This window comes from Peptidiphaga gingivicola (genome assembly GCF_001652275.1).
In the GTDB taxonomy this organism is placed as follows: domain Bacteria; phylum Actinomycetota; class Actinomycetes; order Actinomycetales; family Actinomycetaceae; genus Peptidiphaga; species Peptidiphaga gingivicola.
The window spans coordinates 1-24,155 of record NZ_LVZK01000003.1; the positions used below are offsets into that span (position 1 = coordinate 1).

Here is a 24,155-nt window from a genome sequence, read left to right on the forward strand (position 1 = left end):
CCCCACCACACACCCCAGGAAAAGTATCCGACAAACCAAAAACCTTTTCGCCATCGTCACAGCCCAGCGTCGCCGTCACACCCCCAACCCACGCACCACCAGATCTACACAACCCCAACCACAGCCAAATTCTTCTTCCCCCTGCGCAAAAGAACCACACCCCCCGGAAGAAGATCCGACAAACCAAGAACCTTCGCGCCATCGTCAATCTTCACGTTGTTCAGGTACAAACCGCCCGACGCAACGGTGCGCCTAGCCGCCCCCAAGCCCTTTTCAAGGCCCGTTGCGACAAATAGCTCAATGAGGGGCGTCCCCACTGCCCCTTCCGCGCGGGGAAGCTCTGCAACGGCGTCGGCGAGCGTGCGGGCGTCGAGGGACTCGAGGCCACCCCCGCCGAAAAGGGCTCGAGAAGCGGCTTTGACGCGCTCGGTCGCATCTGCGCCGTGAACCCATGTCGTCACGTCTTCCGCCAAGGCTTTCTGCGCCTCGCGGGCGTGCGGGCGCTCCGCCAGAGCCGTTTCAAGCTCGGCGATTTCTTCGCGGGTTCTGAACGTGAAGACCTTGAGCATGTGAATGACGTCGTCGTCGGCGGTGTTGAGCCAGAACTGGTAGAACCTGTAGGGGCTGAACATCTCGGGATTGAGCCAGATCGCCCCTCCGGCGGTCTTGCCGAACTTCGTTCCGTCCGACTTCGTGATAAGCGGATTCGTCATGACGTGGACGGATTTTCCCTCGACCTTCCTGATGAGGTCCATGCCGCCGACGAGGTTGCCCCACTGGTCGTTCCCGCCGACTTCCAACGTGCAACCGTAGCGGCGATACAGCTGGAGGTAGTCATTGGCTTGAAGAATCTGGTAGCTGAATTCCGTAAAGGAGATGCCCTCGTCGGATTCGAGCCGGCGAGCGACGGTGTCCTTCGAGAGCATCGTTCCGAGCCGGAAGTTCTTCCCGATGTCCCGCAGGAAATCGATGGTCGACATCGGCCCGGTCCAGTCGAGGTTGTTGACGATCCGGGCGGGGTGCTCCCCTTCAAAGTCGAGCAGCGATTCAAGCTGGCCGCGCAGAGCCGCGGCCCAACCGGCGACGACGTCGGCCTCGTTGAGGTTGCGTTCCTCCTTGCGCCCCGAGGGATCGCCGATGAGCCCCGTGGCCCCGCCGACTAGGGCTAACGGATTATGGCCGGCCATCTGGAGGTGCCTCATCACCTTGACCGCGACGAGATGCCCGTGATGGAGGGAGGCCGCCGTCGGATCAAAGCCGCAATAGAAGGTGACGGGGCCTTCGGCAAGCGCCGCGCGCAACGCGTCGATGTCGGTGTGTTGGGCGATGAGCCCGCGCCACTGAAGCTCGTCGAGGATGTCCGTCAAGGTTCCGTGCCTTTCGATCTCGTATTTGACAGCTGGGAGATTTCCTGATTTTCAAGTATGCCACAGGCCCCTCACGGAGCCCGCGAGGGCGTCGTGAGCGGAATGGGCGGCGATCGGAAAGCCGCGGATTCGCGGCAGCGAGATCACACATCGGCCACGACGAGGCCCCTGACTTCCTCTCCGACGTCGATGGGCACTTCGACGCCGGACATACGCGGAGTCCAACGAATCCCCGGCCCGATCTCCTTGAGCACCGACAGGGGCAATGGATCGTCGAGGTCGAGAAGCGCAGTCAGTCTGATGTCGACCCAGCCGGTCACCGGGCGGGCTGCGTCAGGGTTCCAGTGAGGTCCCTCGTAAATCGTGCTCGTCACCTTGCCCAAGGCGACGAGCCCTCTCGGGGCGACGCCGACCTTCACGAGAAGGGCGAGGTCGCCCGGCTCCATCCCCGAGCGACGCGAGCCGGTGTTCCACTGCATGTCGATCGCCCCGCCGCCGTCGACGATCGGCAGCCACTTTGCCCAGTCGGGATAAGGGTCGTAGTGCAGTTTGGGGTTGACGAGGAAGAGAAAGGCGCGTCGCGTCGGCCTCGCTTCCTCGGCAGGGGCGCCTTGCCTTGCGCTGTCGTCCATGTTGCGAGTTTATCGCCGCAAAAGGGAGGCTTAGCGTCGTCCTCGCGGCCTCTCTCGGCTTCGCCCTCTTTCGCGCCCTTTCAGTGGCGGCGCCGACATGGCCTCTCTCACTTTCGTATAGGTTCCCTCTCAGTTTTCGCGCTCGTCGCACGCAGCCTTCGAACGGCGACGAAACGGCGGCAGTTCGCCGTCTCAGCGAAAGAATCCAGGCGAGAGGCAAATGCTGTGCGAGAAGGAAAGACTAGGCGAGAGAAAGAAGCTCAGAGCGGATTTCTTCGGCCCGTTCGGGACTAGAGGTGATCACGAGGATGGTGTCGTCACCCGCCAAGCACCCGAGCACCCCGTCGATCATCGCCCTGTCTATCCCGACGGCCAGGATGTTGGCGGCGCCCGGGGGCGTGCGCAAGACGAGTTGACTGCCCGCGCACTGGGCGCTCACAAGCACCTCGGGGCACCAGCGCTCGAGCTGGGCGCGCGCACCCTGTGCGGCCTTGTACAGCTCGGCCTCGTCCGGGATTCTGTAGATTTGACGCCCGCTCTTGTTGCGAACCTTGATCGCTTTGAGCTCGTCCAGATCGCGAGAAAGGGTCGCTTGCGTGACCGATATTCCGGCTTCGCGCAAAAGGGCGCGAAGCTCACCCTGAGACCCGACGGATTTGTCCGCAAGGATGCTCACTATCAACGCTTGCCGCGCGGTTCGCGACGTCGGCACGGGCCCGCTAGCCATCATTCACTCCGATCCGAACGAAAGTACGTAAGCAGATGCGTCATCGCGAATAACTATACGCTCTTGTGGGGCGGAAACATGCCTCGGCAGAGACGGGGCGGCGCCGAAACGCCCGCCGCGCTCATCGGACGCGCGAAAGATTCCCAATCGCCTCGACGAAGCGAGAATACTCGGCGCGTTGAGCCTCCACAGGCTCGCGCACCGCAAATCCAGCCCGCTCGTCGAGCGCTCTGGCAAGCTGTGACATCACCCGTTCTCGCGCCGCATTCGATCCCCGAGAGCGCATGACGCCCACGCTGATCCACACCGCCAGGGCAGCGAGAAGCCCCAGACCGATGAGAATGATCGGCAACCCGACGCCGACCGCCTTCGGCGGATCGAACATCCCCAAAGCGGCCCAGAAAAAGAGCCAGAGAACCCCGACGACGACAGTCGCCAACGAAGCCCTGAAAAGGGCGCGAGTCACGCCCCACCAGGACGGCTGCTCCGAATCGCCCACTTCGATGTCTTTCGCCGCGTCTCCCGTGCTTTCAATGAGCCTCACGGTGCGGGCATCGACATCCCGCGCGACCGAAGACTTCCACGACGTCGGAAGCGCGGCCAACTCGCTGTCGACATAGGTCCGCACAGCCATCTGAGCGGCCGGTATCCGAGCCGGCTCGGGTATGTAGCGAGGGATCCCGCTGGGCCCGACGACGGCGTCGAGCGGATCGGGAGCGCGATGCGCGCTCCGCGACTTCCACGGAGTCTCTCGCCTGCTTCGCAGGTCGTACGAACGTGCAGCCGCCTCCGCGACGGCTTCTCCTCCCGCGGCGCTGACCATCGCGCGGGCCGCAGGCATGAAGTCAGCGTGAACGGGGCTCGGAGAAGCTCCGCCGTCCTTGCGCGAAGCCACGGCCAACGCCTCGCCCGCGGATCGAAGATCCGCCCCCAATCGCAAGCGGGCCGCGTTTCGTTTGGACACGATCTCGGTGATGGAACGGCGAAGCTGTTCAACGCCCTCGCCCGTTCGCGCCGACGTCGGGATCAATCGATCGCGAAGCCCGTCTGTGGCCAGCAGCCCCCGCGCATCGACGAGAACGACGTTCTTCTCTCGTTGGGCGAGCCTGTCGACCTGGTTGAGGACCACGAGGGTGACCGCTCCGTGCTCGCCGAAATGCTTGAGGTACTCCCTGTGCAGCAAGGCGTCGGCATACTTTTGCGGGTCGAGGACGAAAACGACGACGTCGGCCCTCTCAATCACCCGATCGGCGGCGCTGCGATGCTCCTCCTCCGTAGAGTCGAGGTCGGGCAAATCGACGAGAATCACGCTGTCGTCGCCGAAGGCCCCCGGAAGGACGTGGCGGGGGCCGACGCCCATCCAGTCGAGGACCTCAGAGGTCTCGCTCCCCGAAACCGAGAGCGGCTCGGCGGTCGTCGGCCTCGTGGGTGCGACTTCCGCCACGGTCTCGCCGACAAGGGCGTTGACGAGCGAGGATTTTCCGCTTCCCGTCGCGCCCGCGAAAGCGACGACGGTGTTCTCTCCCCCGATCTGGACCCGGTCTCGCACGCGGGCCGCCACCTTTTCGGCGTCCGCGCATTCGTCCCGGAAATACAGGCGAGCGGCCCCGATGGCGTCATCCAGTTCCAGCAAGCCCGCTTCGATACTCATCTCGGCGCTCATTCTCATCCCTTCTCTTCGCGCGCCGACTCGATGTCGTCGCACGCAGTCTGGATTCCCACGGCAATCCCGGGATCCGTCTCGGCCTCGCGGCACACGTCGCGGAACGGATCGAGATCGGCTCCAACGAACTTCCTGGCGCGCACAAGGAGCTCCTCGCGTGCCCGTTTCGCCATCTTCCGAACGGCGTCGCCGTCGAAAACGGCCTCCAACAGCTTTCGAGAGGGAGCTGCGGTGCCTCCCGTGACGCCGTCTCCGTTGGCCAGTCCCTTGGCAGAGGCGAATGTGACGATGATCAGGGCTGCCTCTATCGCCTTCGCGCCCACCGACGCGGCCCGCTCCGAGGCCGCCTTTCCGCCGCCTTGCTCCTGCACGATGGCGGCAAGCGCCTGTCTCCACCGGCGGACCGTTTCAACTGCCTGCCGTCCCCGTTCGTCATTGGGACGCACACTCTCGCCAGCCGCGGCACGCGACGCCTCGGCGCCGGACCTTTGACGCCATGCGTCGTCCACCGACCGCGCCGCCCTTTCGGCCTCCGCCGTCAACGAAGCGGCCAGGGCAGCCTCGAGGTTCGCCTCGATTTCGGCGACCGGCAGCGGATCGTTGGCTTTTGGCTTTCCCTTAAGCCATCCGGCGACGCGGTCGCGGATTCCCCCGACCGATCCGACGATCGAACGCATCGTCCGATTCGCGCCGACGGCATCGTTCCACCTGCTTAGAGCCTCGCGGCGCACGAGGCGCCCGTCCTCGACGGAGGCGATGATCGATCCGATGGCGACGCCGTCGGCTCTGGCGATGTCGCCGCGCATGGCGCGCTGAAGATCGATCTGTTCCTTAAGCCCCTCGACGATCGGGTCGCACTGCTCAATCAGCGAGTCCACGGCTCCAGCCAGGGTCTGCCTGGCAACGGAGGCACGAGCCGGCCCGTCGTGCGAGAGCCCCGCAAGCCACGTCTTGATCGGGGCGACGTCCTCCGAAGGGATCCGGCCGTCGCCGTCGATCCTTTCGGATATGGCAAAAAGCGGGGCGTGTCCCAGACCGCGCTCGGCGAGCCTGTGAGAAAGGTCGGAGCGCACCTGCGCGCCGACGCCCGAAGGGACCCGGTTGAGGACCACCGCAATGACGATGTCGCGTGAAACGGCTTCGTTGAGCATCGACCATGGAATCGCGTCGGCGTACCGGGCCGCGCTCGTGACGAAGAGCCACAGGTCGGCGGCTGCGAGCAGCTGGGCGGCGAGGCGCCGATTGTCTTCGACGACCGAGTCGATGTCAGGAGAGTCGAGAAGCGCGATCCCCTCGGGCAGCTCCTTGCTGTCGGCCAAGGCGAGCTCGGAGTGGGCGCCGTCGTCCACGTCCGTGCTCTGCACCCTTGCCAAGCTCGGCAAAATGCTCTGATCCGCGAACCAGGCCCCGTCCTCTTCGCGATGGACGAGCAGCGGACGCCGCGTCGTGGGCCTGATAGCTGTCGCCTTGGCCACGTTCTCGCCGAGCAGCGAGTTGACGAGCGTCGATTTGCCCGCGCCCGTCGAACCTCCCACGACGGCCAACAGCGGCGCGTCGATCCGCGAAAGCCTGGGAAGGATGTAGTCGTCAAGCTGACGGAGAACTTCGGACGTCGCTTTGGCGCCGTCCGAAGCCAAGGGCGTCTCGAGAGGGAACGAGACGTCTTCGAGGATGTCGCGCAGCGCGCCGAGCGCCTCCTCGAGTTCCTCCTGAGAAGCTATGGGAATGCTCATTTAGTCTCTTTCAACTGCGGGAAGTAATCCGATGATTCTGGCACCCATGCGTCGGGGTCGGCTTCGACCTGTTCGCCCGTACGGATGTCTTTGACCTGCTCCCCCTCGTCGGTCGAGAACCAGACGAAGGGAATGCCGCGTCTGTCGGCGAACTTGATCTGTTTGCCGAATTTGGCCGCGGTTGGCGAGACGTCAGTGGGAATCCCGCGACGTCTCAACTTCATGGCTGTAGCCGTCGCGGCAGCCCTGGCACCCTCGTCGTTGACGGCGATGAGAACGCAGGTGGGGACTTTCCTCGTCGCGCTCACCGTCGCCTTGCCGATCAAACGCGAGACGAGCCTCGAAACCCCGATGGAAAGCCCAACGCCGGGATACGTGCGTTTGCCGTCGCTCACGAGCGAATCGTACCGCCCGCCGGAACAGATCGACCCCAGATCCTCGTGGCCGACGAGAACGGACTCGTAGACCGAGCCGGTGTAGTAATCCAAGCCTCTGGCGATCTTGAGGTCGGCCACGACCGAGCCCGGAATGAGCGCGTTGGCCCCTTCGACGAGGCGCACGAGCTCGTCGAGGCCCTCCTCGAGCAGATCCGAACGCTGCCCGAGCTCCCGAACGCGGTCGGCCACCGATGCGTCGCTTCCCGAGACGTCAGCGAGCCTGAGGGCGAGATCGGCCTGCTGCGGCGTCGTCCCCGCCTTCTCGACGAGAGTCTCCGCGACCGCGGCCGGGCCGATCTTGTCAAGCTTGTCGACGATCCGCAGCGTCTCGCCGACGTCCTCGATTCCGACCGCCTCATAAAACCCCTGGGCTATCTTCCGGTTGGAGGCTCGGACGACGACCCGCGGGATCGGCAGACCCGACAGCGCGTCGACCATGACGAGGGGAAGTTCGACCTCGTTGTGGAAGGGAAGCGTTTGCTCGCCGACGACGTCGACGTCAGCCTGCACGAACTCGCGAAAACGCCCGTCCTGCGGCCGTTCCCCGCGCCAAACCTTCTGCATCTGGTAGCGCTTGAATGGAAAGTCGAGCTTTCCCGCGTGTTCCAAAACGTACCGGGCTAGCGGAACCGTCAGGTCGAAATGAAGGCCCATCTCCGAATCTTGGGACGGCCCGCCCTGGAGGCGGCTCAGGACGTAGATCTCCTTGGAGGTCTCGCCTTTGCGCAACAGCTGGTCGAGAGGCTCGACCGCGCGGGTCTCAATCCCCGAAAAACCGTGCAGCTCGAAGGTGCGCCGCAGAGCGTCGAGAATGCGGTCTTCGACGATCCTGTCCTGCGGCAACCACTCGGGGAATCCGGAGAGAGGGGCAATCTTCATGGGGACTATTGTTCCACGATTGGCGCCCATCCCCGGCATCCGGGCAAATCGCCGGAGAGAAAGGGCGCGCATTCGATCCGATTTCAGGCCATTTCGCCTGAAATTGCAAGCTTCAGATAATGCGAGCGCTCCTTTTCCCGCCCCATCGTCGAGGACGGGCCGTGCCCGGGGAAGAAGACGGTTGCGGGATCGATCACTCCCGCCAGCGTCCGCAACGACTCTGCGGCCGCAACGGGGTCGCCCCCGGGAAGGTCCGTCCGCCCGACGCCGTCTCTAAAGAGCACGTCGCCGCTGAGCATGAGCTTCTCGCCGAAAACGCCCTCGGGGAAGACCACGGATTCGCGATCCGGATCGATTTTCCCCGATAGAAGGAAAACGCACGAACCCTCCGTGTGCCCCGGCGCAGGGACCGCGCGCATCGCCACGCCGGGCACGATCTGCCCGCCCTCGCCCTCGAAGAATTCTCGGGGGAGCGCCGCGGTTCCCTTCGGTTTGATCCAGGAATGCCCGCTGGCTTCGGGGAATACGCCCGCCGCGGCGGGGCCCATGGCCGCCGGGTCCTCCATTCTGTACAGGTCCGGGCCGGGAACGTAGACCGGCGCTTCGCCGGCAATCAGCCCCGAGTCCCACACGTGGTCGATGTGCCCGTGGGTGCAAAGCACGCCGCCGAGGCTCAGTCGGCGAGAAGTCAGGGTTTCTTCGATCCATTCGGCCGATCCCGCGCCGGGGTCCACGACGAGGGCGACCCGCTGCTGCGAATCGGCGAGTATATAGCAATTCGCTTCGATGAGAGTCCGATTGTAGCGGAGAAAGATCATGGTTGTACGCTATCGTTTTCAAGGCTTCCGTGTCGACGGGGCGACGGCGTTCGCAGGGTGGACAACCCGGGCGGAGGCCGCGATTTTGGTTTTACAATGTCTTCTACAACGCTGTTTCTTACGGCGTACAGTCACGCCGTCTCCCCGAGGAGCTTCTATGACCGAGTCGACCCCGCCTCCGACGCCTAAGCCAGTGCCGCGTCCGATTCCCAAGCCCCATCCGGTCGGGGCCGCCAAACCGGCGCCTTCGCGAAGCGACTCCGCTGCGGCGGAGGCCGCAGCGTGGGGAAGGGTGGACGACGAGGGAAACGTGTGGCTGCGCTCGGGCGACGGCGAACGCATCGTCGGGCAATATGCCGCCGAGGGGTCGAAGAAGGACGCCTTGGCCATCTACGTCCGCCGTTACCTTGATTTGGAAGCTCAGCTCGCCCTCATTGAGGCGCGTGTGGAAACTGTCAACCCCGAAGAGTCGGCTTCGGCGCTGCGGGCCTTCGACAAGCAAATCGTCAAGCCTTCGGCGGTGGGCGACATCGAGGGGCTTCGAAATCGCTCCGCCGCCCTCGCCTCCCGGATTTCAGAGCTTCGAGCCGAGCACAAAGCCAAGCGTGAACAAGCGAAGGCAGAAGCGCGCGCTCAGCGCGAGGCGCTCGTCGAACGCGCCGAGGCCATTGCGGCCTCGGTCAACACGCCGATCAACTGGCGGGACACGCGGGCAGAGCTCATGGAGCTTTTCGAACGTTGGAAAGACGCGCAAAAGAACGGCCCTCGCATCAGCAGGTCCACGAACGACGCGCTGTGGAAGCGCCTCTCGCACGCGCGCAAGGTGTTCGAGGACGCCCGCAGAGCGTTCTTTGCCAGGCTCGAGAAGGAGCGCGCGCACGTCGTCGCCGCGAAAGAACGGCTCATCAGCGAGGCCGAGGCGATCGCTAAATCGACCGATTGGCGTGAGACGAGCAACGAAATGCGGCGCCTCATGGACGAATGGAAAGCAGCGGGAAGGGCGTCCAAACATGACGACAACGTCCTGTGGGAGCGTTTCATGGCCGCGCGTGAGGTCTTCTTCTCCGCGCGTTCGGCGCACCACGCCGCCGTCGACCAGGAGTTCGCGAACAATCTGGCCGCCAAGCTCGAGTTGTTGGCCGAGGCGGAGGCTCTTCTACCCATCGACGACCTCGACGCCGCCCGGGCGGCGTACCGCGACATCGGCGAACGCTGGGAGGCCATCGGCATGGTGCCGCGTTCCGACTATCCGCGGGTCGAGGGCCGAATGAGGCAGATCGCGGACGAGATCCGCCGTGCCGAGGACGAGCAGTGGCGGCGGACCGATCCGGAGAAGAAGCAGCGTTCGACCGGCATGGCGGCCCAGCTCGAAGCGCTCATCGCCGAACTCGACGGGGAAATAGCCGCCGCTAAAGAGGCCGGAGACGAGGCCAAGGTCAAGGAGCTCAACGAAGCCCGGCAAGCACGACAAGCCTGGCTCGACCAAGTCAACTCCGACCTCTGACGCCCTCCCCGCCGCGGATTCCAACGCGACCGGACGTTCTTGCGCGACCGGGCCCTTCGGGGCTGGAGCGCCTTTCGGGACAGGGTTCGACGCGGCTTGAGCGCCTTTCGAGACAGACAGTTGTGCACAGGCTGGCGGCAGACAGCGCGGCGGCCGCTTCTTTTGATGTAGAACGGTTGCCATGAAAACGTGGAGGCCCGCGCAGCTGTCAAGAGGGCGTCAGACGCTCGTGCACGACGGATTGGCGGTGGAATACGCTCCTGGGCGCATAGCCGCTGCTGACCTCGCGGCGACGCCGGCCATGCGCGCCCGGCTGGTGTGCCCCCTGCTGCCCGACGGCTCGACGCCCGCGACCCTTACTGCCGCATGGATCTACACGGGATGGTGGCCGCCCTCCCGGCTCAAGCGTCTGTGCGCGGCTCACCCAACGAGCCGCCATCACTGCGTCGTCTACCGCGCGCAGCTCGAGGAGGAATACTCCCGGGAGCTTGGGGGCTTTACGGTTCCGACGACGGCGCGAACCGCCTTCGACCTTCTCGCGATCGAAGAACCCGGCGTCGCCGTCGAATGCGTCATACGCCTTCTGCGGAGCGGCCTCAACCCGGAAGATTTGCTGCTGCACAGCAAGCGGGAAAGGCGGCGGCGGGGCGGGCCCTTCGCCCGAAAGGCGGCGAAGGCCCTGAAAACCTACATCGAGGAAACGAAGTAGCCTAAGCCCGCCTTTCGCTGCCCTTCTTCGAGCCGGTCACGCGATAGGCGTCGTAGACTCCGTCCACTTTTCGAAACTCGCGCAAAATGCGCTCCAGATGCGAAGGCTCGGCCATTTCGAAGGTGAAGCTCAACTTCGACATCCTCTCCTTCGTGGTCGTCATCGTTCCCTGGAGGACGTTGATTCCGTGCTCGGACAGAACGCGAGAAAGATCGGAGAGCAGACCCTGCCGGTCAAGCCCCTCGATCTGCACCTGGACGAGGTATGTCGCCTCCGAGCCTTCCGACCAGGCGACGTCGATGAAACGCTCCGGCTCCCGCTTGAGGGGCAGCACGTTCGGGCAATCGACTCGATGGACCGACAAACCGTTCCCCCGCGTGACGAAGCCGACGATCGCATCGGGAGGGACGGGCGTGCAGCACTTGGCCAGTTTGACGAGGACGTCGCCGGAATCCATGGATTCGACAATGACGGCGGAATCGCCGCTGGCGCTGGAGCGGTGGGCGATGCGCGTGGGGGTCACCGCCTCGGACAGCGTCTCCTCGACGCCGGGCTCGCCGCCCTGCGTCTGTATGAGGCGTCTGACCACCGTTTCGGCTGAGATCACTCCTTCGCCGATCGCGGCGTACAGATCGGTCACGTCGTTTTTGTTGAGGTCCTGGGCGATGCCCCGAAGCGTATCGTGGCTCATCAGCCGCTGAACCGGCTGATTCTTCCGGCGGATCGCTTTGGCGAGCTTGTCTTTCCCGGAATCGACGGACTCCTCGCGGCGCGAATGCTTGAACCACGCCTTGATCTTCGCCCGCGCCCGCTGGGAGGCGACGAAGTCAAGCCATCCGCGGGAAGGCCCCGCGTCGGGATTCTTCGCCGTGATGATCTCAACGTTGTCGCCGGACTCGAGGCGATGGTCGAGAGTCACGAGCCGGTCGTTGACGCGCGCGCCGACCGTGTGATGCCCCACTTCCGTGTGGACGGCGTATGCGAAGTCGACCGGCGTCGACCCTGCGGGAAGCTCCAAAACCTCCCCCTTGGGGGTGAAAACGTAGACCTGGCTCCCGGAGATCTCGTATCGAAGCGAGTCGAGGAACTCCGTCGGGTCGGCCGTGTCACGCTGCCAATCGACGAGCTGGCGGAGCCAATTGAGCTGGGTCTGTTCTTCCGACGTCGGTCCGACGCCGCCCTTGGACTGCCCCGCGTCCTCCTTGTACCGCCAATGGGCGGCGACTCCGTACTCGGCCCGCTTGTGCATGTCGTAGGTTCGGATTTGGATCTCCATCGTCCGCCCGCCCGGGCCGATGACCGTCGTGTGAATCGACTGGTAGAAGTTGAACTTCGGAGTGGCGATGTAGTCTTTGATCCTGCCTTGGATCGGGGTGAATGCAGTGTTGGCGACGCCGAGGGCCGCATAGCAGTCGGCGATTGTCTCCACCAGCACGCGCACGCCCACGAGATCGTAGATGTCCTCGAAGTCCTTTCCGCGGAGGATCATCTTCTGATAGATCGAATAATAGTGTTTGGGCCGTCCGGTAATCGTGCACTTGATCTTGGCGTTTTTCAGCTCGCTCTCGAGGATGTCGCGCACCTGGAGAATGTACGCCTCGCGTTCGGGGGTCCTGTCTGTGACGAGCCTTTCGATCTCGCCGTAGACGGTGGGGTAAAGAACTTTGAAGGATCGGTCTTCAAGCTCCCACTTGATCGAGTTCATTCCCAGGCGGTGGGCGAGAGGGGCGTATATTTCAAGAGTTTCGCGGGCCTTGCGCCTGGCGCCTTCAGCCGAGACATACTTCCATGTGCGCGCGTTGTGAAGGCGGTCAGCCAGCTTGATGAGCAGGACGCGGATGTCCTTCGACATCGCAATGACCATTTTTCGCACGGTCTCCGCCTGCGCAGCCTCGCCGTACTCGACCTTGTCGAGCTTCGTGACGCCGTCGACGAGCACTTCGACGGCGGAGCCGAATTCCCTGCGCAGATCGGAGAGCTGGTAGTCGGTGTCTTCGACCGTGTCGTGCAGGAGCGCGCCGATGATCGTGTCTTCATCCATTCCGAGTTCTGCAAGGATCGTCGCGACGGCGACGGGATGGGTGATGTATGGCTCCCCCGATTTGCGCGTTTGGCCCTCATGGCAGTGATCGGCCACCTCGAAGGCGTGGAGGATTCTGGATTTATCGACGCTTTTCGTTCCGAGGGCGCGCATAAGCGGCTCGAGCGTGGACGGAATCTGCGGTCCCGACCTGCCCGCCAGCCAGCTTAGACGCGATCGAAGGCGCGGGCTTGATTCTCCCATGGCGTCCCCCTTTCCCAGAACAATATGGTTATAGCACTCTGGAGAGCGGATATAAAACGGTGACGGCCATAGGCCGTCACCGTCGATCAATAGGTGAGAACCGCATCCACTTCGCGGCCAGCGAGTCTTTCGCGACCTCCGAGCTCCCGAAGTTCGATGAGCACGCACAGCCTAGTCGGAACGCCGCCCGCCCTTTCTATGAGCTCGAAAGCGGCGTTGGCGGTTCCTCCCGTCGCGAGGACGTCGTCGATCACGAGGACCCTCTGCCCGTCGGCAACCGTAAATGGTTGCAGCTCCATTCGGGCCGAACCGTATTCCAGGTCGTAGTCCACTCCGACGACGGGGCCCGGAAGCCGCCCTCCCTTCCGCACCGTCAGCATTCCCACGCCCATCTCTATTGCGAGCGGCGCGCCAAGAATGAATCCTCTCGATTCCAGCCCCGCGACGGCGTCCACTTGGCCCCTGTAGCGCTCGGCTATCGTTTCGATGAGGACCTTGAACGCTTGAGGATCGGCTATGAGCGGCGTGATGTCGCGAAAGAGGACACCGGGCGCCGGAAAGTCCGGAACTTCTCGCAGATGGGATTCGACGAGGGAGACTGCGTCAGAAGGGAACACGGATTGACTGCTCACTTCTTCTTCCTGTTCTTGCGGTGGGGCTGAGCCGCCGTACCTAAATGCCGCCCCGGCGTGCGGATGACGTGCCCCGCGTGCACCACCATGTCCTCTTCCTCCTCGCTCGAAATCTCCTCGCCGGCGGCCCTGCGCTCGGCGATTCGCTCCCTCAGCTCTCCGCGCGCCTTCTCGACCTTCTCGGTGTGCTGGCGAATCTTTGGATCGAGATGGGCCAGCTGCACAGCGATGGGCGAGGCGATGAACATCGAGGAAAGCGTCGAGAGAATCATGCCGACGAACATGACGAGGGCAAGGTCCCGCAGCGTGCCGGCGCCCAAAAAGTAGGTGCCGATGAAAAGGATGGAAACGACCGGCAAAAGGCTCGTGACCGAGGTGTTGAGCGATCGAATGAGAGTCTGGTTGACCGCGAGGTTCACGGACTCCGCGAAGGTGTAGTCGCTTTGCGACAGGAGCTTCGCGGAATTCTCCCGCACCTTGTCAAAGACAACGACGGTGTCGTAAAGAGAATACCCGAGGATCGTCAGCAGGCCGATGATCGTGGACGGGGTGACCTCAAATCCGAAGAGGGCGTAGACGCCTATGGTGATGACGAGGTCGTTGAAAAGCGCAAGAATCGCGCCGGCGGCGTTGCGCCAGCTTCGGAAGTAGAGGGTCAGACCCAAGGCGACGGCCACAAGGAAGGCGATGAATCCCTTGAGCGCCTTCGAGGAGATGTCCTGCCCCCACGTCGGTCCGATGAAGGTCGAGGCGACGTTCGACGGAGAGACCTTGTAGGACTTGGCCAACTCCGAGCGCACCGTCCTAACGTTGTCGTCGCTCAGCTTCGTTTCGGCCGTCTGGATTCTCAGCGTCGAATCGCCCACCTGGACCACGCGGGCTGCGGTGTCCTTGGCATAGGTTCTCATGATGTCGGCCGCCGGTTTCTGATCGGTGACCTTCGTATGCGAGACAGTGAACTGGGAACCGCCGGTGAACTCGATGCCCAGATTCAGACCCTTTACCGCGAGGGTGACCGCAGAAATCGCGATGAGGGCAAGCGAAATGGCGAACCAGTACTTCCTCTTGGCGATGAAAGGAAAAGAACGCCGTCCCGTGTAGAGATCGTTGCCGATGGAACCTTTAGACATCGCCGTTCTCCTTCCCTTGCGTCGCGTGGCCACTGAAGCCGTTCTTCCGGGCTTCCTCGCGGGCTTTCCTGCGTCGGAGCGCCTTTCTCTCCGCCAGAGAAAGGCCCTTTTCCTCTTCGGACAACTCTTCCCGAGGCTTCGGATGGGAGGCCTCTTCGTCGTTCACCGAGTTCGCTCCGGCGCCGATCGCGTCGTCCTCTTCCGCCTCGGCCTTCCGGGAAGGAGCCGAACCCCTGCGGGAAAAACCGACGTCTTTGCGAGAGCGACGAGAGGAGGCTGCGCGGTTTTCGGAAGAATCCTCCGGCGAGCGGCTTCCGGGGGCGTCCGCGCCGTCGTCCTCCGAATACTCGGTGACGACGACGGCCGTGTCCACAGCCGAGCCCGACGATTCCTCGTCCACGACCAGTTTGACGTCCACATGACGGTCGCTGCGGCGGCGGAAGGAGCCTCGGCCGCTGTAGGCGGGGGCGTTGCCCAAGACGATGGCGCTCATGCCCGACCACCGGTGGCCTTCGCCGAAGAAGCTGCCGCGGACGAGGATCGCCATGACCGGGTAGGTGAACATGACTACCACGACGAGATCGAGAATCGTCGTCAATCCGAGAGTGAATGCGAAACCTCGGACGGAGCCGACGGCGAGGAAGTAGAGGACGAGCGAGCACAGCAGGTTCGTGCCGTCGGCGACATAGATCGTTCGCTTGGCCCTGTGCCATCCGTGCGTGACCGCGGCTCTGACCGAGCGGCCCTCTCGGATCTCGTCGCGTATTCGCTCGAAGAAGACGATGAAGGAGTCCGCGGTGATGCCGATCGATATGATGAAGCCGACGACGCCCGCCATCGAGAGACGATAGCCGATGGTCCACGACATCAATGCGACGATGAGATAGGAAAGCCCGGTTGCCAATGCGATCGAGCCGATGGCTACTATTCCCAGCCCGTGATACGTCCACAGCAGGTAGAGGGCGAGCAAAGCGACGCCGATCGCACCGGCGATGAGGCCGCCTCGCAGCGATTCGGAGCCGAGGGTGGCGGATATCTGCTCCTCCGACTGAACGTTGAATTTCAGCGGAAGCGATCCGAAACTCAGCTGGTTCGCGAGCGTCTTGGCGGTCTGGTCGGTGAAGGAGCCCGAAATCTGCGCCTGACCGCCCGAAATGACCTCGCTCGGTGCAGCAGAGGAGATGACCGACCCGTCAAGGACTACCGCGAACTGGTTCCGCGGCCGCTGAAGCTTGACGAGACGACGGGTCACGTCGGCGAAAGCCTTCGTGCCCTTGGAGTCGAATTGAATCTGAACGATCCACTGGTTGCTTCTCTGGTCGAATCCAGAGGAGGCTTTGGTCAGCTGGGTCCCCTCGATCTCAGCCGGGCCGAGGATGTACTTCGTCGCCTGGCCCCGTGAGCGGTCGCAGGCCACAAGCGGTTTCTTCGGATCGTCTACGATGTTCAACTTCGACGACGGCTTGGTGCAATCCAAAACCAAGGCGTCGTAGGTGAGCTTCTCCGTTCTCCAATTGTCCGCGTCCGAGGCGTTGGTCGGCTTGGACTTCGGTTGGTCGGAGATCTTGCCGTCGTGGTTCTCGTCAGCCTTTTCCCTGGCGACCTTCTTCAGCTCTTCGGTGCCGTACGTCGCCTTGGGATCGGGGGTCGGCGTCGCCGACGTGGAAGGGCTCGGACTTGCAGACGGGCTTGCGCTCGCCGAGGGACTCGCGCTTTTCTGCGCTTCCTTCTGTTGTTTGTCAATGCTCGCGACCTTCGCGGGAGTGAGCGAGCCCGCGTCGCCGGCGATCGCAAGCACCGGACGCATGCGCATGACCGCGGACGTGCGGACAAGCCTGAGAGTCTGCTCCGACGGCCTGCCCGGGAGGCCCACGATGATGTTCTTGCCGCCCTGGGAGCTGATCTCCGCCTCGGCGACGCCGGAGGCGTCGACGCGCTGGCGGATGACCTCGATCGCCTGATTGACGTCGGACTGGGTGATCTCCGAGTTGTCGGTCGTCTCAGGAGTGAGGATGATCTGGGTGCCGCCTTGGAGGTCGAGGGCGAGCTCGGGAGCCCACTTCGAAGATTTGCCCCAGCTTCCGATCGTCAGCGTCGCGAGGAGCGCGATAATCATCAGCATCAACAGGACGAGGCGTTTCCGAGGCACCTCGGAGGAACGCGTTGCGGTGCGCTTTGCCATACGTGTGCTTTTCTATCGATCCGATGAGAAGGGTGAGGAAGGCTTGGGATGGTCCTCGTCCGGCGCGTCTGCGGACTCGGCTTCGACGTCGGCCTCAGCTTGGCCCTCGGCGTCGTCCTCGGAATCGACTTCCTCGGATTCCGCCAGCGGAAGCTCGGCTGCCTTCGAAATCGCACGCCGGTCCCAGACGGTCTCGTCGCCGGCCGGGCTCAGGAGCGTGACAGCGTCGCCGTCGATGTCGACGATCTTTCCGTAAAATCCGGCAGTCGTCATGATGTCCTTGCCGACCACGATGATCTCTTCCCGCTCTTGGTTGAGGCGTTCGCGGGCCTTGCGTCCGGAGTAGGACATCCAGAAGAACAAAATCACCATGCCGACGAGGAGGGCGATCATTGTCGGATCCATTCCGAAGTCTCCTAGCTGTAAAAAGACACGTACCCGCACAAGTGTACGCGCGCTTGCTCTCCCGGGGGAAGCACAACCTGGCTCTCGGACGAAATTCACTTTCGGGCGACGCCGATTTCCAAGCCGCCTGCAGTCGGCGGCCGCAAAGCAGGCATGCGGCTGGCCGACGCGCGCTTCAACCGACACTCGGCTCTCAACCGACGCGTCCGTCAGCCGAAGAGCGTCTCCTCCGGCGCCGGGCCGGGCAGACCGAGGTGGTCGAAGGCCAGGCGCGTGGCGGCCCTTCCTCGCGGCGTTCGCACGAGGAAGCCCTCCCGAACGAGGTAGGGCTCGGCGACCGTCTCGACCGTTTCGGGCTCCTCTCCCACGGACACCGCGAGAGTGGTGAGCCCCACAGGCCCTCCTCTGAACCTCACACAGACGGCTTCGAGGACGGCGCGGTCGAGCCTGTCGAGCCCGCGCCTGTCGACTTCGAACACGTCGAGCGCGGCGCGCGCGGCGGCGAGATCGAGGACGCCGTTTCCGCGGACCTGCGCCCAATCCTGCACGCGCCTGAGCAGTCTGTTGGCGATTCTCGGCGTGCCGCGCGAGCGCGAGGCGATCTCGTGTGCCGCGTCGGCTTCGAGGTTTGCCTGGAGTTTGACGGCGTTGCGGGTGACGATGAGGGCGAGCTCTTCCTCCTCGTAGTACTCGAGGTGGCCGGTGAAGCCGAAGCGGTCGCGCAGCGGGGCCGGGAGGAGGCCGGCGCGCGTGGTCGCCCCCACCACCGTGAAGGGCGGCAGCGGAAGCGGGATCGACGTTGCGCCGGGCCCTTTGCCGACCATGACGTCCACCCTGAAATCCTCCATCGCCAGGTAGAGCATCTCCTCGGCCGTGCGGGCGAGGCGATGGATCTCGTCGATGAAAAGGACGTCGTTCTCCTGGAGGGAGGAAAGCACGGCGGCCAGGTCTCCGGGGTTCTGAATCGCCGGGCCGGAGGTCAGGCGCAGCGAGCCGTTGACCTCCGCGGCGATGATCATCGACAGCGTCGTCTTGCCCAGCCCCGGCGGGCCCGAAAGCAGGACGTGGTCCGGGGTCTTCCCCCGGGCCACCGCCGCTTCGAGCACGAGCGATAGCTGAGAGCGCACGGTTTCCTGGCCGACGAACTCGCTGAGCTGCCGCGGGCGCAGGGCCGCTTCGGCCGCGCGTTCGGATTCGGAGGCCGCCGGCGAGACGATGCCCTTCGAATTCGCGTCCGAGCTTTTCGAGTCTGCCACCGGCTACCTCCCAGCCCCGAGGATCTTCAGGCTGGCGCGCAGGAGTTCGGGGACCTCCGCCTCGGGCGTCGCCTTTTCGACCTGGGAGAACGCGCTTTCGGCGTCGCGCTCGGAGAAGCCGAGCCCGACGAGCGCGGCGACGACGTCGCCGGACCGAGCGTTCGAGGAAGGCGCTTCAAGGTCGCCTCCCCGCCGAGGCCCAAGCTTCGCCCCGATTTCCAGGACCAAACGCTGGGCGCCTTTCTTTCCGACGCCGGAGACTCGCGTGAGGGCCGCGATGTCGGCGTTGGCCACAGCCTGACGCAGCTGGTCGGGAGTCAAGGTCGCAAGAATGGTGAGCGCGAGCTTCGGCCCGACCCCCGAGACGGTCTGAAGCACATCGAAAACCTCCCGCTCGTCGGCGTCGGCGAAACCGAAAAGGGTCATCGAATCTTCGCGCACCACGAGCGAGGTGTGGACAAACGCCTCCTGCCCCACGCGCAACCCCGCCAAGGTGGCGGGCGTCGCCTGGACGGCGTATCCGACGCCGCCGGCTTCAATCACCGCCACCGTCGGCTCAACGCTGAGAACGCTCCCTCGCAGCGCCGCTATCATCGGCCCTCCTCCGCATCGACCCTTTCGAACTTTTGTTTGCAGATTAAGACTACACGTCATTCTTGGCGGCGGGCGCAACCGCGCCGTGGCGCCGCGACATCCGCTCTGCTCCGGCCCACATTCTCTGAGCGGGAGTGAGGTCGCCGCCGGTCGCCCGCGGCAGCGTCCCTGCGCCGCCGTGCTGCGCCTGGTCGGGCTCCTCGTCGGAAAGCGCGCTGCCGCGCCAAGAATGGGCGATGGCGATGGCGACGGCGTCGGCCGCGTCGGCCGGCCGCGGAAGGCTCGCAAGCCTAAGAATCCGCTGAACCATGACCTGCACCTGGCGCTTGTCCGCGCGCCCGTTCCCGGTCACCGCGGCCTTGACCTCCGAAGGCGTGTGCATCGCCAGGCGCAGTCCCGCCCTCGCCGCCGCGAGCATGACGATCCCCGCCACCTGCGCGGTGCCGGTGACGGACCTGACGTTGGACTGGGCGAAGACCCTTTCGACGGCGACGACGTCGGGCTTGAAGGCGTCGATGACCTCCTGGAGCCCGTCGGCGATGATGAGGAGGCGCTTATGCGGGGCAAGTTCGGCGGGCGAGCGCACAACCCTCATGTCGACCAGGCTCACTCGCCTGGCTCCCCCGGCATCGACCGTCCCCATTCCGCACCGGGTCAATCCCGGATCGACGCCGAGCACGCGCACGTCAGCCCTCGGCCTCCAGCTCGGCCATGACCGCCTCGGGGACGTCGAGGTTCGAGAAGACGTTTTGGACGTCGTCGCAGTCTTCGAGCGCGTCGATGACCTTGAGCGCCTTCCGGGCCCCTTCGGCGTCGACCTCCACCTTCATGGAAGGGACGAACTGGACCTCGGCCAAGTTGTATTCGATCCCGGCGTCTTGAAGGGCCGATCGCACGGCGACGACGTCGCCGGGCTCGCAGTAGACCGAGAACGACTCGCCCTCGTCCTCGACTTCCTCGACGCCGGCCTCGAGCACCGCCGTGAGAACGTCGTCCTCGCTCACGCCCTCGGAGGGAACCTCGACGACTCCCTTGCGGGCGAACATGTAGGCGACCGAGCCGGGGTCGGCGAGCTGCCCGCCGTTGCGGGTCAGGGCGACGCGCACTTCGGACGCGGCGCGGTTGCGATTGTCCGTCAGGCATTCGATGAGGACGGCGACGCCGCCCGAGGCGTAGCCCTCGTAGGTAATCGACTCATAGTTGACCGCGTCTGCGCCGTCTCCCGAGCCTCGCTTGACCGCGCGATCGATGTTGTCCGCTGGAACCGAATTGCGTTTGGCCTTCTGGATGGCGTCGAAGAGGGTGGGGTTGCCCGCGGGGTCGCCCCCGCCCGTGCGAGCGGCGACTTCGATGTTTTTGATCAAGCGGGCGAAGAGCTTGCCGCGCTTGGCGTCGTTGGCAGCCTTCTTGTGCTTGGTCGTGGCCCACTTCGAGTGTCCTGACACTGGGTTCTCCTCGGTTCGTAGTTTTCCAAGGGGCATTCTACCGGCTTCAGCAAAATGCCGCGCGGGCGAAACGGCCGCTTCCCCTTCGAAGCCGGTGCGCTCCGTCACCGAGGGCTTCGCGGCGGAGGCGAACTGGAGAGGGGACGAGCGGCGCCGGTTTCAAGCCCAGCAGCATGTGAAGGAGCCTCTCCACCTTTGCCTAAGAGGAGGACCGGGCCCGAGCTGGACAGGATTGCCGTCCACATGGCATTCACGGCATAGAAAAAGGACGGAACCCATGCCGGCCGGGGACTGGGCTGAGACAGGGCCGACGGGCGGCCTGGCAGTCCAATTCACCAGGAAGAAAAGCCGTCTTGCTATTAAGGCGAAACAGAAATCAAGTTCACTACTGACAGCGACATAAACCAAGGCTCCCCAACTCTCAGGTGAATGGGAAACACTCCCCATAGAACAAGTCGTTTACGCAGCGTTAGGATGGTGGCAGTTCAAATCGAAGCGGAAAGGAAAATCAATGTCGCTCTATGATGACATTCTATCGTGGAAAAGCGATGGACTGAGGCGAACTCACGACGCGCTAATCAGGGACAGTCGCGAATACGAACTTACCCACGATGTGCTCAATCGTCTGTTTACGGAGGAATTTCTAGGTTTGTATGCGCAGGCCGAGGCGCGGGCGCGCAGGGCGCTTGTAGACGACGCCGGCGATATGCAGAAACAACTCGAACGCGCGGCACACCAGTTCCTCGCAATCGCCGAAGCGGTCGATGCGTTGGTGAAGAAAACCGGCGATTTCGTTCGTCGGATCCGCAATGGAGAATTTGGCAATTTTGGTAACGAAATTCTACATGTGAGCGACGACGCGCCATCACATTCACAAATGGAGCTACTCGAAGGCAATAGAGTTATCTTGGGTGATTTTCTCGCGATCGTCAACTCACTGGAGTTAGCGTACAAGACCCTTGAGGATCTTCAAGAGCGGGCAGAGGCGCCGAGCGCCGCGATTCTTTCCCACGGCGCAGCCAAGCCGGACCCGTCGTGGAATGTTGAGGAGGTCAATGACTGGTGGACCTCGCTGTCAGTTGAGGAGCGTCAGAAGATCGAGGTCATGCATCCCGATTGGATCGGCAACCTCGGGGGCGTGCCTTTCGACGTGCGCGACCGAGCCAACCGCCGCCGCATCAACCCCATGCTCTCCGACATCAACAAACGGATCGCACAGGCACAGAGGAACATAGCCTACTTAGAGGAGCACGGCACCGGTTTCCATGACGGAATCAAGTTGTACATGGAGAAACAAGAGCTAAGGATCCTCCAAGAAAAGTATCGCGACCTACTGTCGGTCAAACGCAAGTTTGGGGAATCGTCGAGTCATTCGCATTCTCTAGTAAGCTTAGACGCGGAAAAAGGGGACCATCTGTGGGCCGCGGTCGGTTCGGGCGACATTGACAACGCCGACCACGTCATGGTTCATACCCCGGGAATGACGGCCACCGTCGAATCCCACCTCATGGGCAAGGGCAAAGGGTGGGGATCGGGCGTCTCCGGCGTCGACAACGTCCTTGCTGAAGGCAAAGCGCAACTAGAGTCAACCGGACGCGACGAGAAGGTTGCCGGCATCACCGTCCTCAATTACGACGCTCCGCGCTGGGGAGAGATCGCAACGCGAAATCACTCGGTGGCCGGGGACCACCAGGTCGAGGTTGGCGGAAAGTCGGGGGCGGACATGCTCTACGCCGTCCAGGCCACCCACTCCGGGGATCCCCACCTGGTCGCCTCGGGCCATTCCTACGGGTCGTCGGCGACCGGCTGGGCGCTCCAACACTCGACGGTCGCCGACGACGTCGCGGTCTCCGGCTCCCCGGGAGCAACAACGATGCAGAACAAAGACCTCAACATGCTCCCCGGCCACACGAATGTCGGCGACGCCGCGCGGGACGCCGTGGCAAGCCTGGGAAGATTTGGCGGTATCCCCTCCCAAAGCAGAGAATTCACCCACTGGAGCTGCTATAAGTGGACCGCCCCGGACGGCACAGAATACAAGATGTCCGAGGGCCACTCCGAGTACATGAACAAGGGGTATACCTCCACCCACAACCAGGGAAGCATCCTCATCGGCAACGGCGTCGCGGTTCCCGACGAGGGCGCGGCTCTGTCCGATCCCTTAAAATACTAAGGAATGCCATTGACAAGCAAAAGAAAACAAATCGTATCAATGATAACAATTTTAGGAGCAGTTATGGCCGCTTGCAGCACCACTCCCGAACCCGGACACGGCCAGGGAGAAGAGACCTTTTCACCTACCCGGGTCGTTCCCCTAGTCGAGGCCAGGCGCAACGCCATCCAACTCGAACTCAAAATCCAAAGCCTCCTCACCCAAGAATACGGCGTCGGGCAGTGGAACCCGCCCCAGAAGAACTCCCAGGTAACGGCGTCATCGACGGTGACCTGCCCCGACGAGTACGTCACCGAGTCCTGGGACTTTGCCACTGCCGGGCCAATCAAAGATTCCCAGTGGAGGAATGCCGTCGAACGCGTCTACACGATCCTCAAACCCCTCGGATACGACAAACCGGCTATGCGGCAAATCCGCAACGACCACATCACTGTCTTCCCCCACCCCGACACCGGCGGGCGCGTCGAGATTCGATACGACAAAGCCACGGTAATTATCGTCAACACCGGTTGCGCCAAGGGCGGAGAATGGGAAGGCTGGCCCGACGGCACCGAGGTCCTGCCCGAGCATCTGCGCACCACGGGCCGCGCCCCCATCGACCTCGACCACGAAATCTGGCCGACCGCCGCGCCGCCTTCGGACACCGGACAGCCGCAGACGCCCGGTTCTCCTTCCACGCCGCAAACCAACGGCAACACCCCTGCGCCGTCTCCCGGAACAGCTTCCCCCGGACAAGCCGGCCTTTCAACCGGGAAAGCCAACCTGACCTCCTCACGCTTCCCCTACATCCCGTAACTCAGGCAACCCGGTCATTCAATAGCTCGGACAACTCGACAATGACAATCACCGAACCTGATGCATCTTTTGCCATCTCACTAATCACCTGAAGGAGAGAAAAATGAACGATATGTACATGGTCCCAAACGCCGTTAGGCACGCAGGAACGGAAGTCACCGAAATCGCCTCACGCATCCGTATCACGTCGAGCGAAGACGAAGTGCGTGCCTCCAACGACCAACTCGCGGGAACAAACCTGGACGCCGCGGCAGAACGCGCCGCCAACGCGCTTGTAAAAGCACGCACCACTTTCTCCAAGCGCCTCGACAGCCACTCCGAAGCCCTCGTCCATGCTGCCAACGCTACCGAATCCCAAGATCAGAACTCCGGCAGAAGCTTTTTCAGACCCTAGGGCAGCAACGACGCAAGGTCAGTCTGAGTCCATGAACAAGGGATATACCTCCACAGAATTGTCCCTGTTTTGTGGATACGGTGGTATTAGGCCGCGAGTTTAGCAGTGGTTGTTTACTCGTAGATTGTTGAGGGCTGGTAGCCGCGGAAGGAGTGGCGTCTGCGGATGTTGGAGCGGTCGATGCAGGGAACGTGGTTGCGTCGGGCGTTCGAGGTGGCTGTCCCAGAAGGTTTCCTCACCGCAGGGTTTCAGGTGTCAGGGTGCCGTCGGATCCTAGGCCAGTGCAGTCTCGGCCGAGGATCGCACGGCAGGCATGAATTGAGTGACTCCGCGCCTTGTGCATGCATCGACACACCTGGCGGGAGGCAAGAGGGCGATCGACAGTCAGATGCCAAA

Annotated in this window: 21 protein-coding genes; 5 read left to right on the forward strand and 16 right to left on the reverse strand. The window is 63.4% G+C overall.

The window, feature by feature from the left end; genetic code table 11:
• Window positions 1-104: 104 nt before the first annotated feature.
• The 7 genes from tyrS to A4H34_RS08555 form a co-directional block, all read right to left on the reverse strand.
• Window positions 105-1,367: a tyrosine--tRNA ligase gene (gene tyrS / locus A4H34_RS08525; RefSeq protein ID WP_064231815.1), complete on the reverse strand. Its 1,263-nt coding sequence runs from the start codon at window positions 1,365-1,367 to the stop codon at window positions 105-107.
• 143 nt (window positions 1,368-1,510) lie between these two features.
• A complete protein-coding gene (locus A4H34_RS08530; RefSeq protein ID WP_064231816.1) occupies window positions 1,511-1,999 on the reverse strand; it encodes an EVE domain-containing protein in 489 nt (162 codons plus the stop codon).
• Between the two features lie 241 nt (window positions 2,000-2,240).
• On the reverse strand, window positions 2,241-2,729 hold the full coding sequence (gene argR / locus A4H34_RS08535) for an arginine repressor (RefSeq protein WP_009199615.1): 489 nt from the start codon (window positions 2,727-2,729) through the stop codon (window positions 2,241-2,243).
• Window positions 2,730-2,847: 118 nt separating this feature from the next.
• Window positions 2,848-4,377 (reverse strand): dynamin family protein, encoded by a 1,530-nt coding sequence (locus A4H34_RS08540; RefSeq protein WP_197480467.1) that lies wholly within the window; start codon window positions 4,375-4,377, stop codon window positions 2,848-2,850.
• A 14-nt stretch (window positions 4,378-4,391) separates the two neighbouring features.
• Window positions 4,392-6,122, reverse strand: a complete 1,731-nt coding sequence (locus A4H34_RS08545; RefSeq protein ID WP_064231818.1) for a dynamin family protein — start codon at window positions 6,120-6,122, stop codon at window positions 4,392-4,394.
• Window positions 6,119-7,438, reverse strand: coding sequence for a histidine--tRNA ligase (gene hisS / locus A4H34_RS08550; protein WP_064231819.1), 1,320 nt, complete (start codon window positions 7,436-7,438; stop codon window positions 6,119-6,121). The genes A4H34_RS08545 and hisS overlap by 4 nt, the downstream gene beginning before the upstream one ends.
• 83 nt (window positions 7,439-7,521) lie before the next feature.
• Window positions 7,522-8,256 (reverse strand): MBL fold metallo-hydrolase, encoded by a 735-nt coding sequence (locus A4H34_RS08555; protein WP_064231820.1) that lies wholly within the window; start codon window positions 8,254-8,256, stop codon window positions 7,522-7,524.
• Window positions 8,257-8,413: 157 nt separating this feature from the next.
• On the opposite strand from A4H34_RS08555, the gene A4H34_RS08560 reads away from it, so the two are divergent.
• Entirely contained in the window at window positions 8,414-9,760 is a 1,347-nt protein-coding gene (locus tag A4H34_RS08560) for a DUF349 domain-containing protein (RefSeq protein ID WP_064231821.1), read from the forward strand.
• Between the two features lie 181 nt (window positions 9,761-9,941).
• Complete coding sequence (locus A4H34_RS08565) at window positions 9,942-10,469, forward strand: hypothetical protein (protein WP_156510306.1); 528 nt, start codon at window positions 9,942-9,944, stop codon at window positions 10,467-10,469.
• 1 nt (window position 10,470) lies between these two features.
• Here the strand turns inward: A4H34_RS08565 and A4H34_RS08570 are convergent, their stop codons facing one another.
• From A4H34_RS08570 to A4H34_RS08610, 9 genes are all read right to left on the reverse strand, one after another.
• Complete coding sequence (locus tag A4H34_RS08570; protein WP_040323421.1) at window positions 10,471-12,753, reverse strand: RelA/SpoT family protein; 2,283 nt, start codon at window positions 12,751-12,753, stop codon at window positions 10,471-10,473.
• Between the two features lie 86 nt (window positions 12,754-12,839).
• On the reverse strand, window positions 12,840-13,385 hold the full coding sequence (locus A4H34_RS08575; protein WP_009199623.1) for an adenine phosphoribosyltransferase: 546 nt from the start codon (window positions 13,383-13,385) through the stop codon (window positions 12,840-12,842).
• Window positions 13,382-14,515, reverse strand: coding sequence for a protein translocase subunit SecF (secF, locus tag A4H34_RS08580; RefSeq protein ID WP_009199624.1), 1,134 nt, complete (start codon window positions 14,513-14,515; stop codon window positions 13,382-13,384). The genes A4H34_RS08575 and secF overlap by 4 nt, the downstream gene beginning before the upstream one ends.
• Window positions 14,508-16,697 (reverse strand): protein translocase subunit SecD, encoded by a 2,190-nt coding sequence (secD, locus tag A4H34_RS08585; protein ID WP_064231823.1) that lies wholly within the window; start codon window positions 16,695-16,697, stop codon window positions 14,508-14,510. Before secD ends, secF begins: the two co-directional genes overlap by 8 nt.
• 12 nt (window positions 16,698-16,709) lie before the next feature.
• Window positions 16,710-17,102, reverse strand: coding sequence for a preprotein translocase subunit YajC (locus tag A4H34_RS08590; RefSeq protein ID WP_082903177.1), 393 nt, complete (start codon window positions 17,100-17,102; stop codon window positions 16,710-16,712).
• A gap of 209 nt (window positions 17,103-17,311) precedes the next feature.
• On the reverse strand, window positions 17,312-18,358 hold the full coding sequence (ruvB, locus tag A4H34_RS08595) for a Holliday junction branch migration DNA helicase RuvB (protein WP_064231824.1): 1,047 nt from the start codon (window positions 18,356-18,358) through the stop codon (window positions 17,312-17,314).
• A gap of 3 nt (window positions 18,359-18,361) precedes the next feature.
• Window positions 18,362-18,952, reverse strand: a complete 591-nt coding sequence (ruvA, locus tag A4H34_RS08600) for a Holliday junction branch migration protein RuvA (protein WP_064231825.1) — start codon at window positions 18,950-18,952, stop codon at window positions 18,362-18,364.
• Between the two features lie 49 nt (window positions 18,953-19,001).
• The gene (gene ruvC, locus A4H34_RS08605) at window positions 19,002-19,637 is read right to left on the reverse strand and encodes a crossover junction endodeoxyribonuclease RuvC (RefSeq protein WP_064231826.1); all 636 of its coding nucleotides are present in this window, start codon (window positions 19,635-19,637) and stop codon (window positions 19,002-19,004) included.
• A gap of 1 nt (window position 19,638) precedes the next feature.
• The gene (locus tag A4H34_RS08610) at window positions 19,639-20,397 is read right to left on the reverse strand and encodes a YebC/PmpR family DNA-binding transcriptional regulator (RefSeq protein WP_064231827.1); all 759 of its coding nucleotides are present in this window, start codon (window positions 20,395-20,397) and stop codon (window positions 19,639-19,641) included.
• 907 nt (window positions 20,398-21,304) lie between these two features.
• Here A4H34_RS08610 and A4H34_RS08615 point away from each other — a divergent pair.
• The 3 genes from A4H34_RS08615 (at window position 21,305) to A4H34_RS08625 (ending at window position 23,759) form a co-directional block, all read left to right on the forward strand.
• Window positions 21,305-22,570 (forward strand): alpha/beta hydrolase, encoded by a 1,266-nt coding sequence (locus A4H34_RS08615; RefSeq protein ID WP_231871012.1) that lies wholly within the window; start codon window positions 21,305-21,307, stop codon window positions 22,568-22,570.
• 63 nt (window positions 22,571-22,633) lie between these two features.
• Window positions 22,634-23,365, forward strand: coding sequence for a hypothetical protein (locus A4H34_RS08620; protein ID WP_064231829.1), 732 nt, complete (start codon window positions 22,634-22,636; stop codon window positions 23,363-23,365).
• A gap of 103 nt (window positions 23,366-23,468) precedes the next feature.
• On the forward strand, window positions 23,469-23,759 hold the full coding sequence (locus tag A4H34_RS08625; protein WP_009199634.1) for a hypothetical protein: 291 nt from the start codon (window positions 23,469-23,471) through the stop codon (window positions 23,757-23,759).
• Window positions 23,760-24,155: the final 396 nt, after the last annotated feature.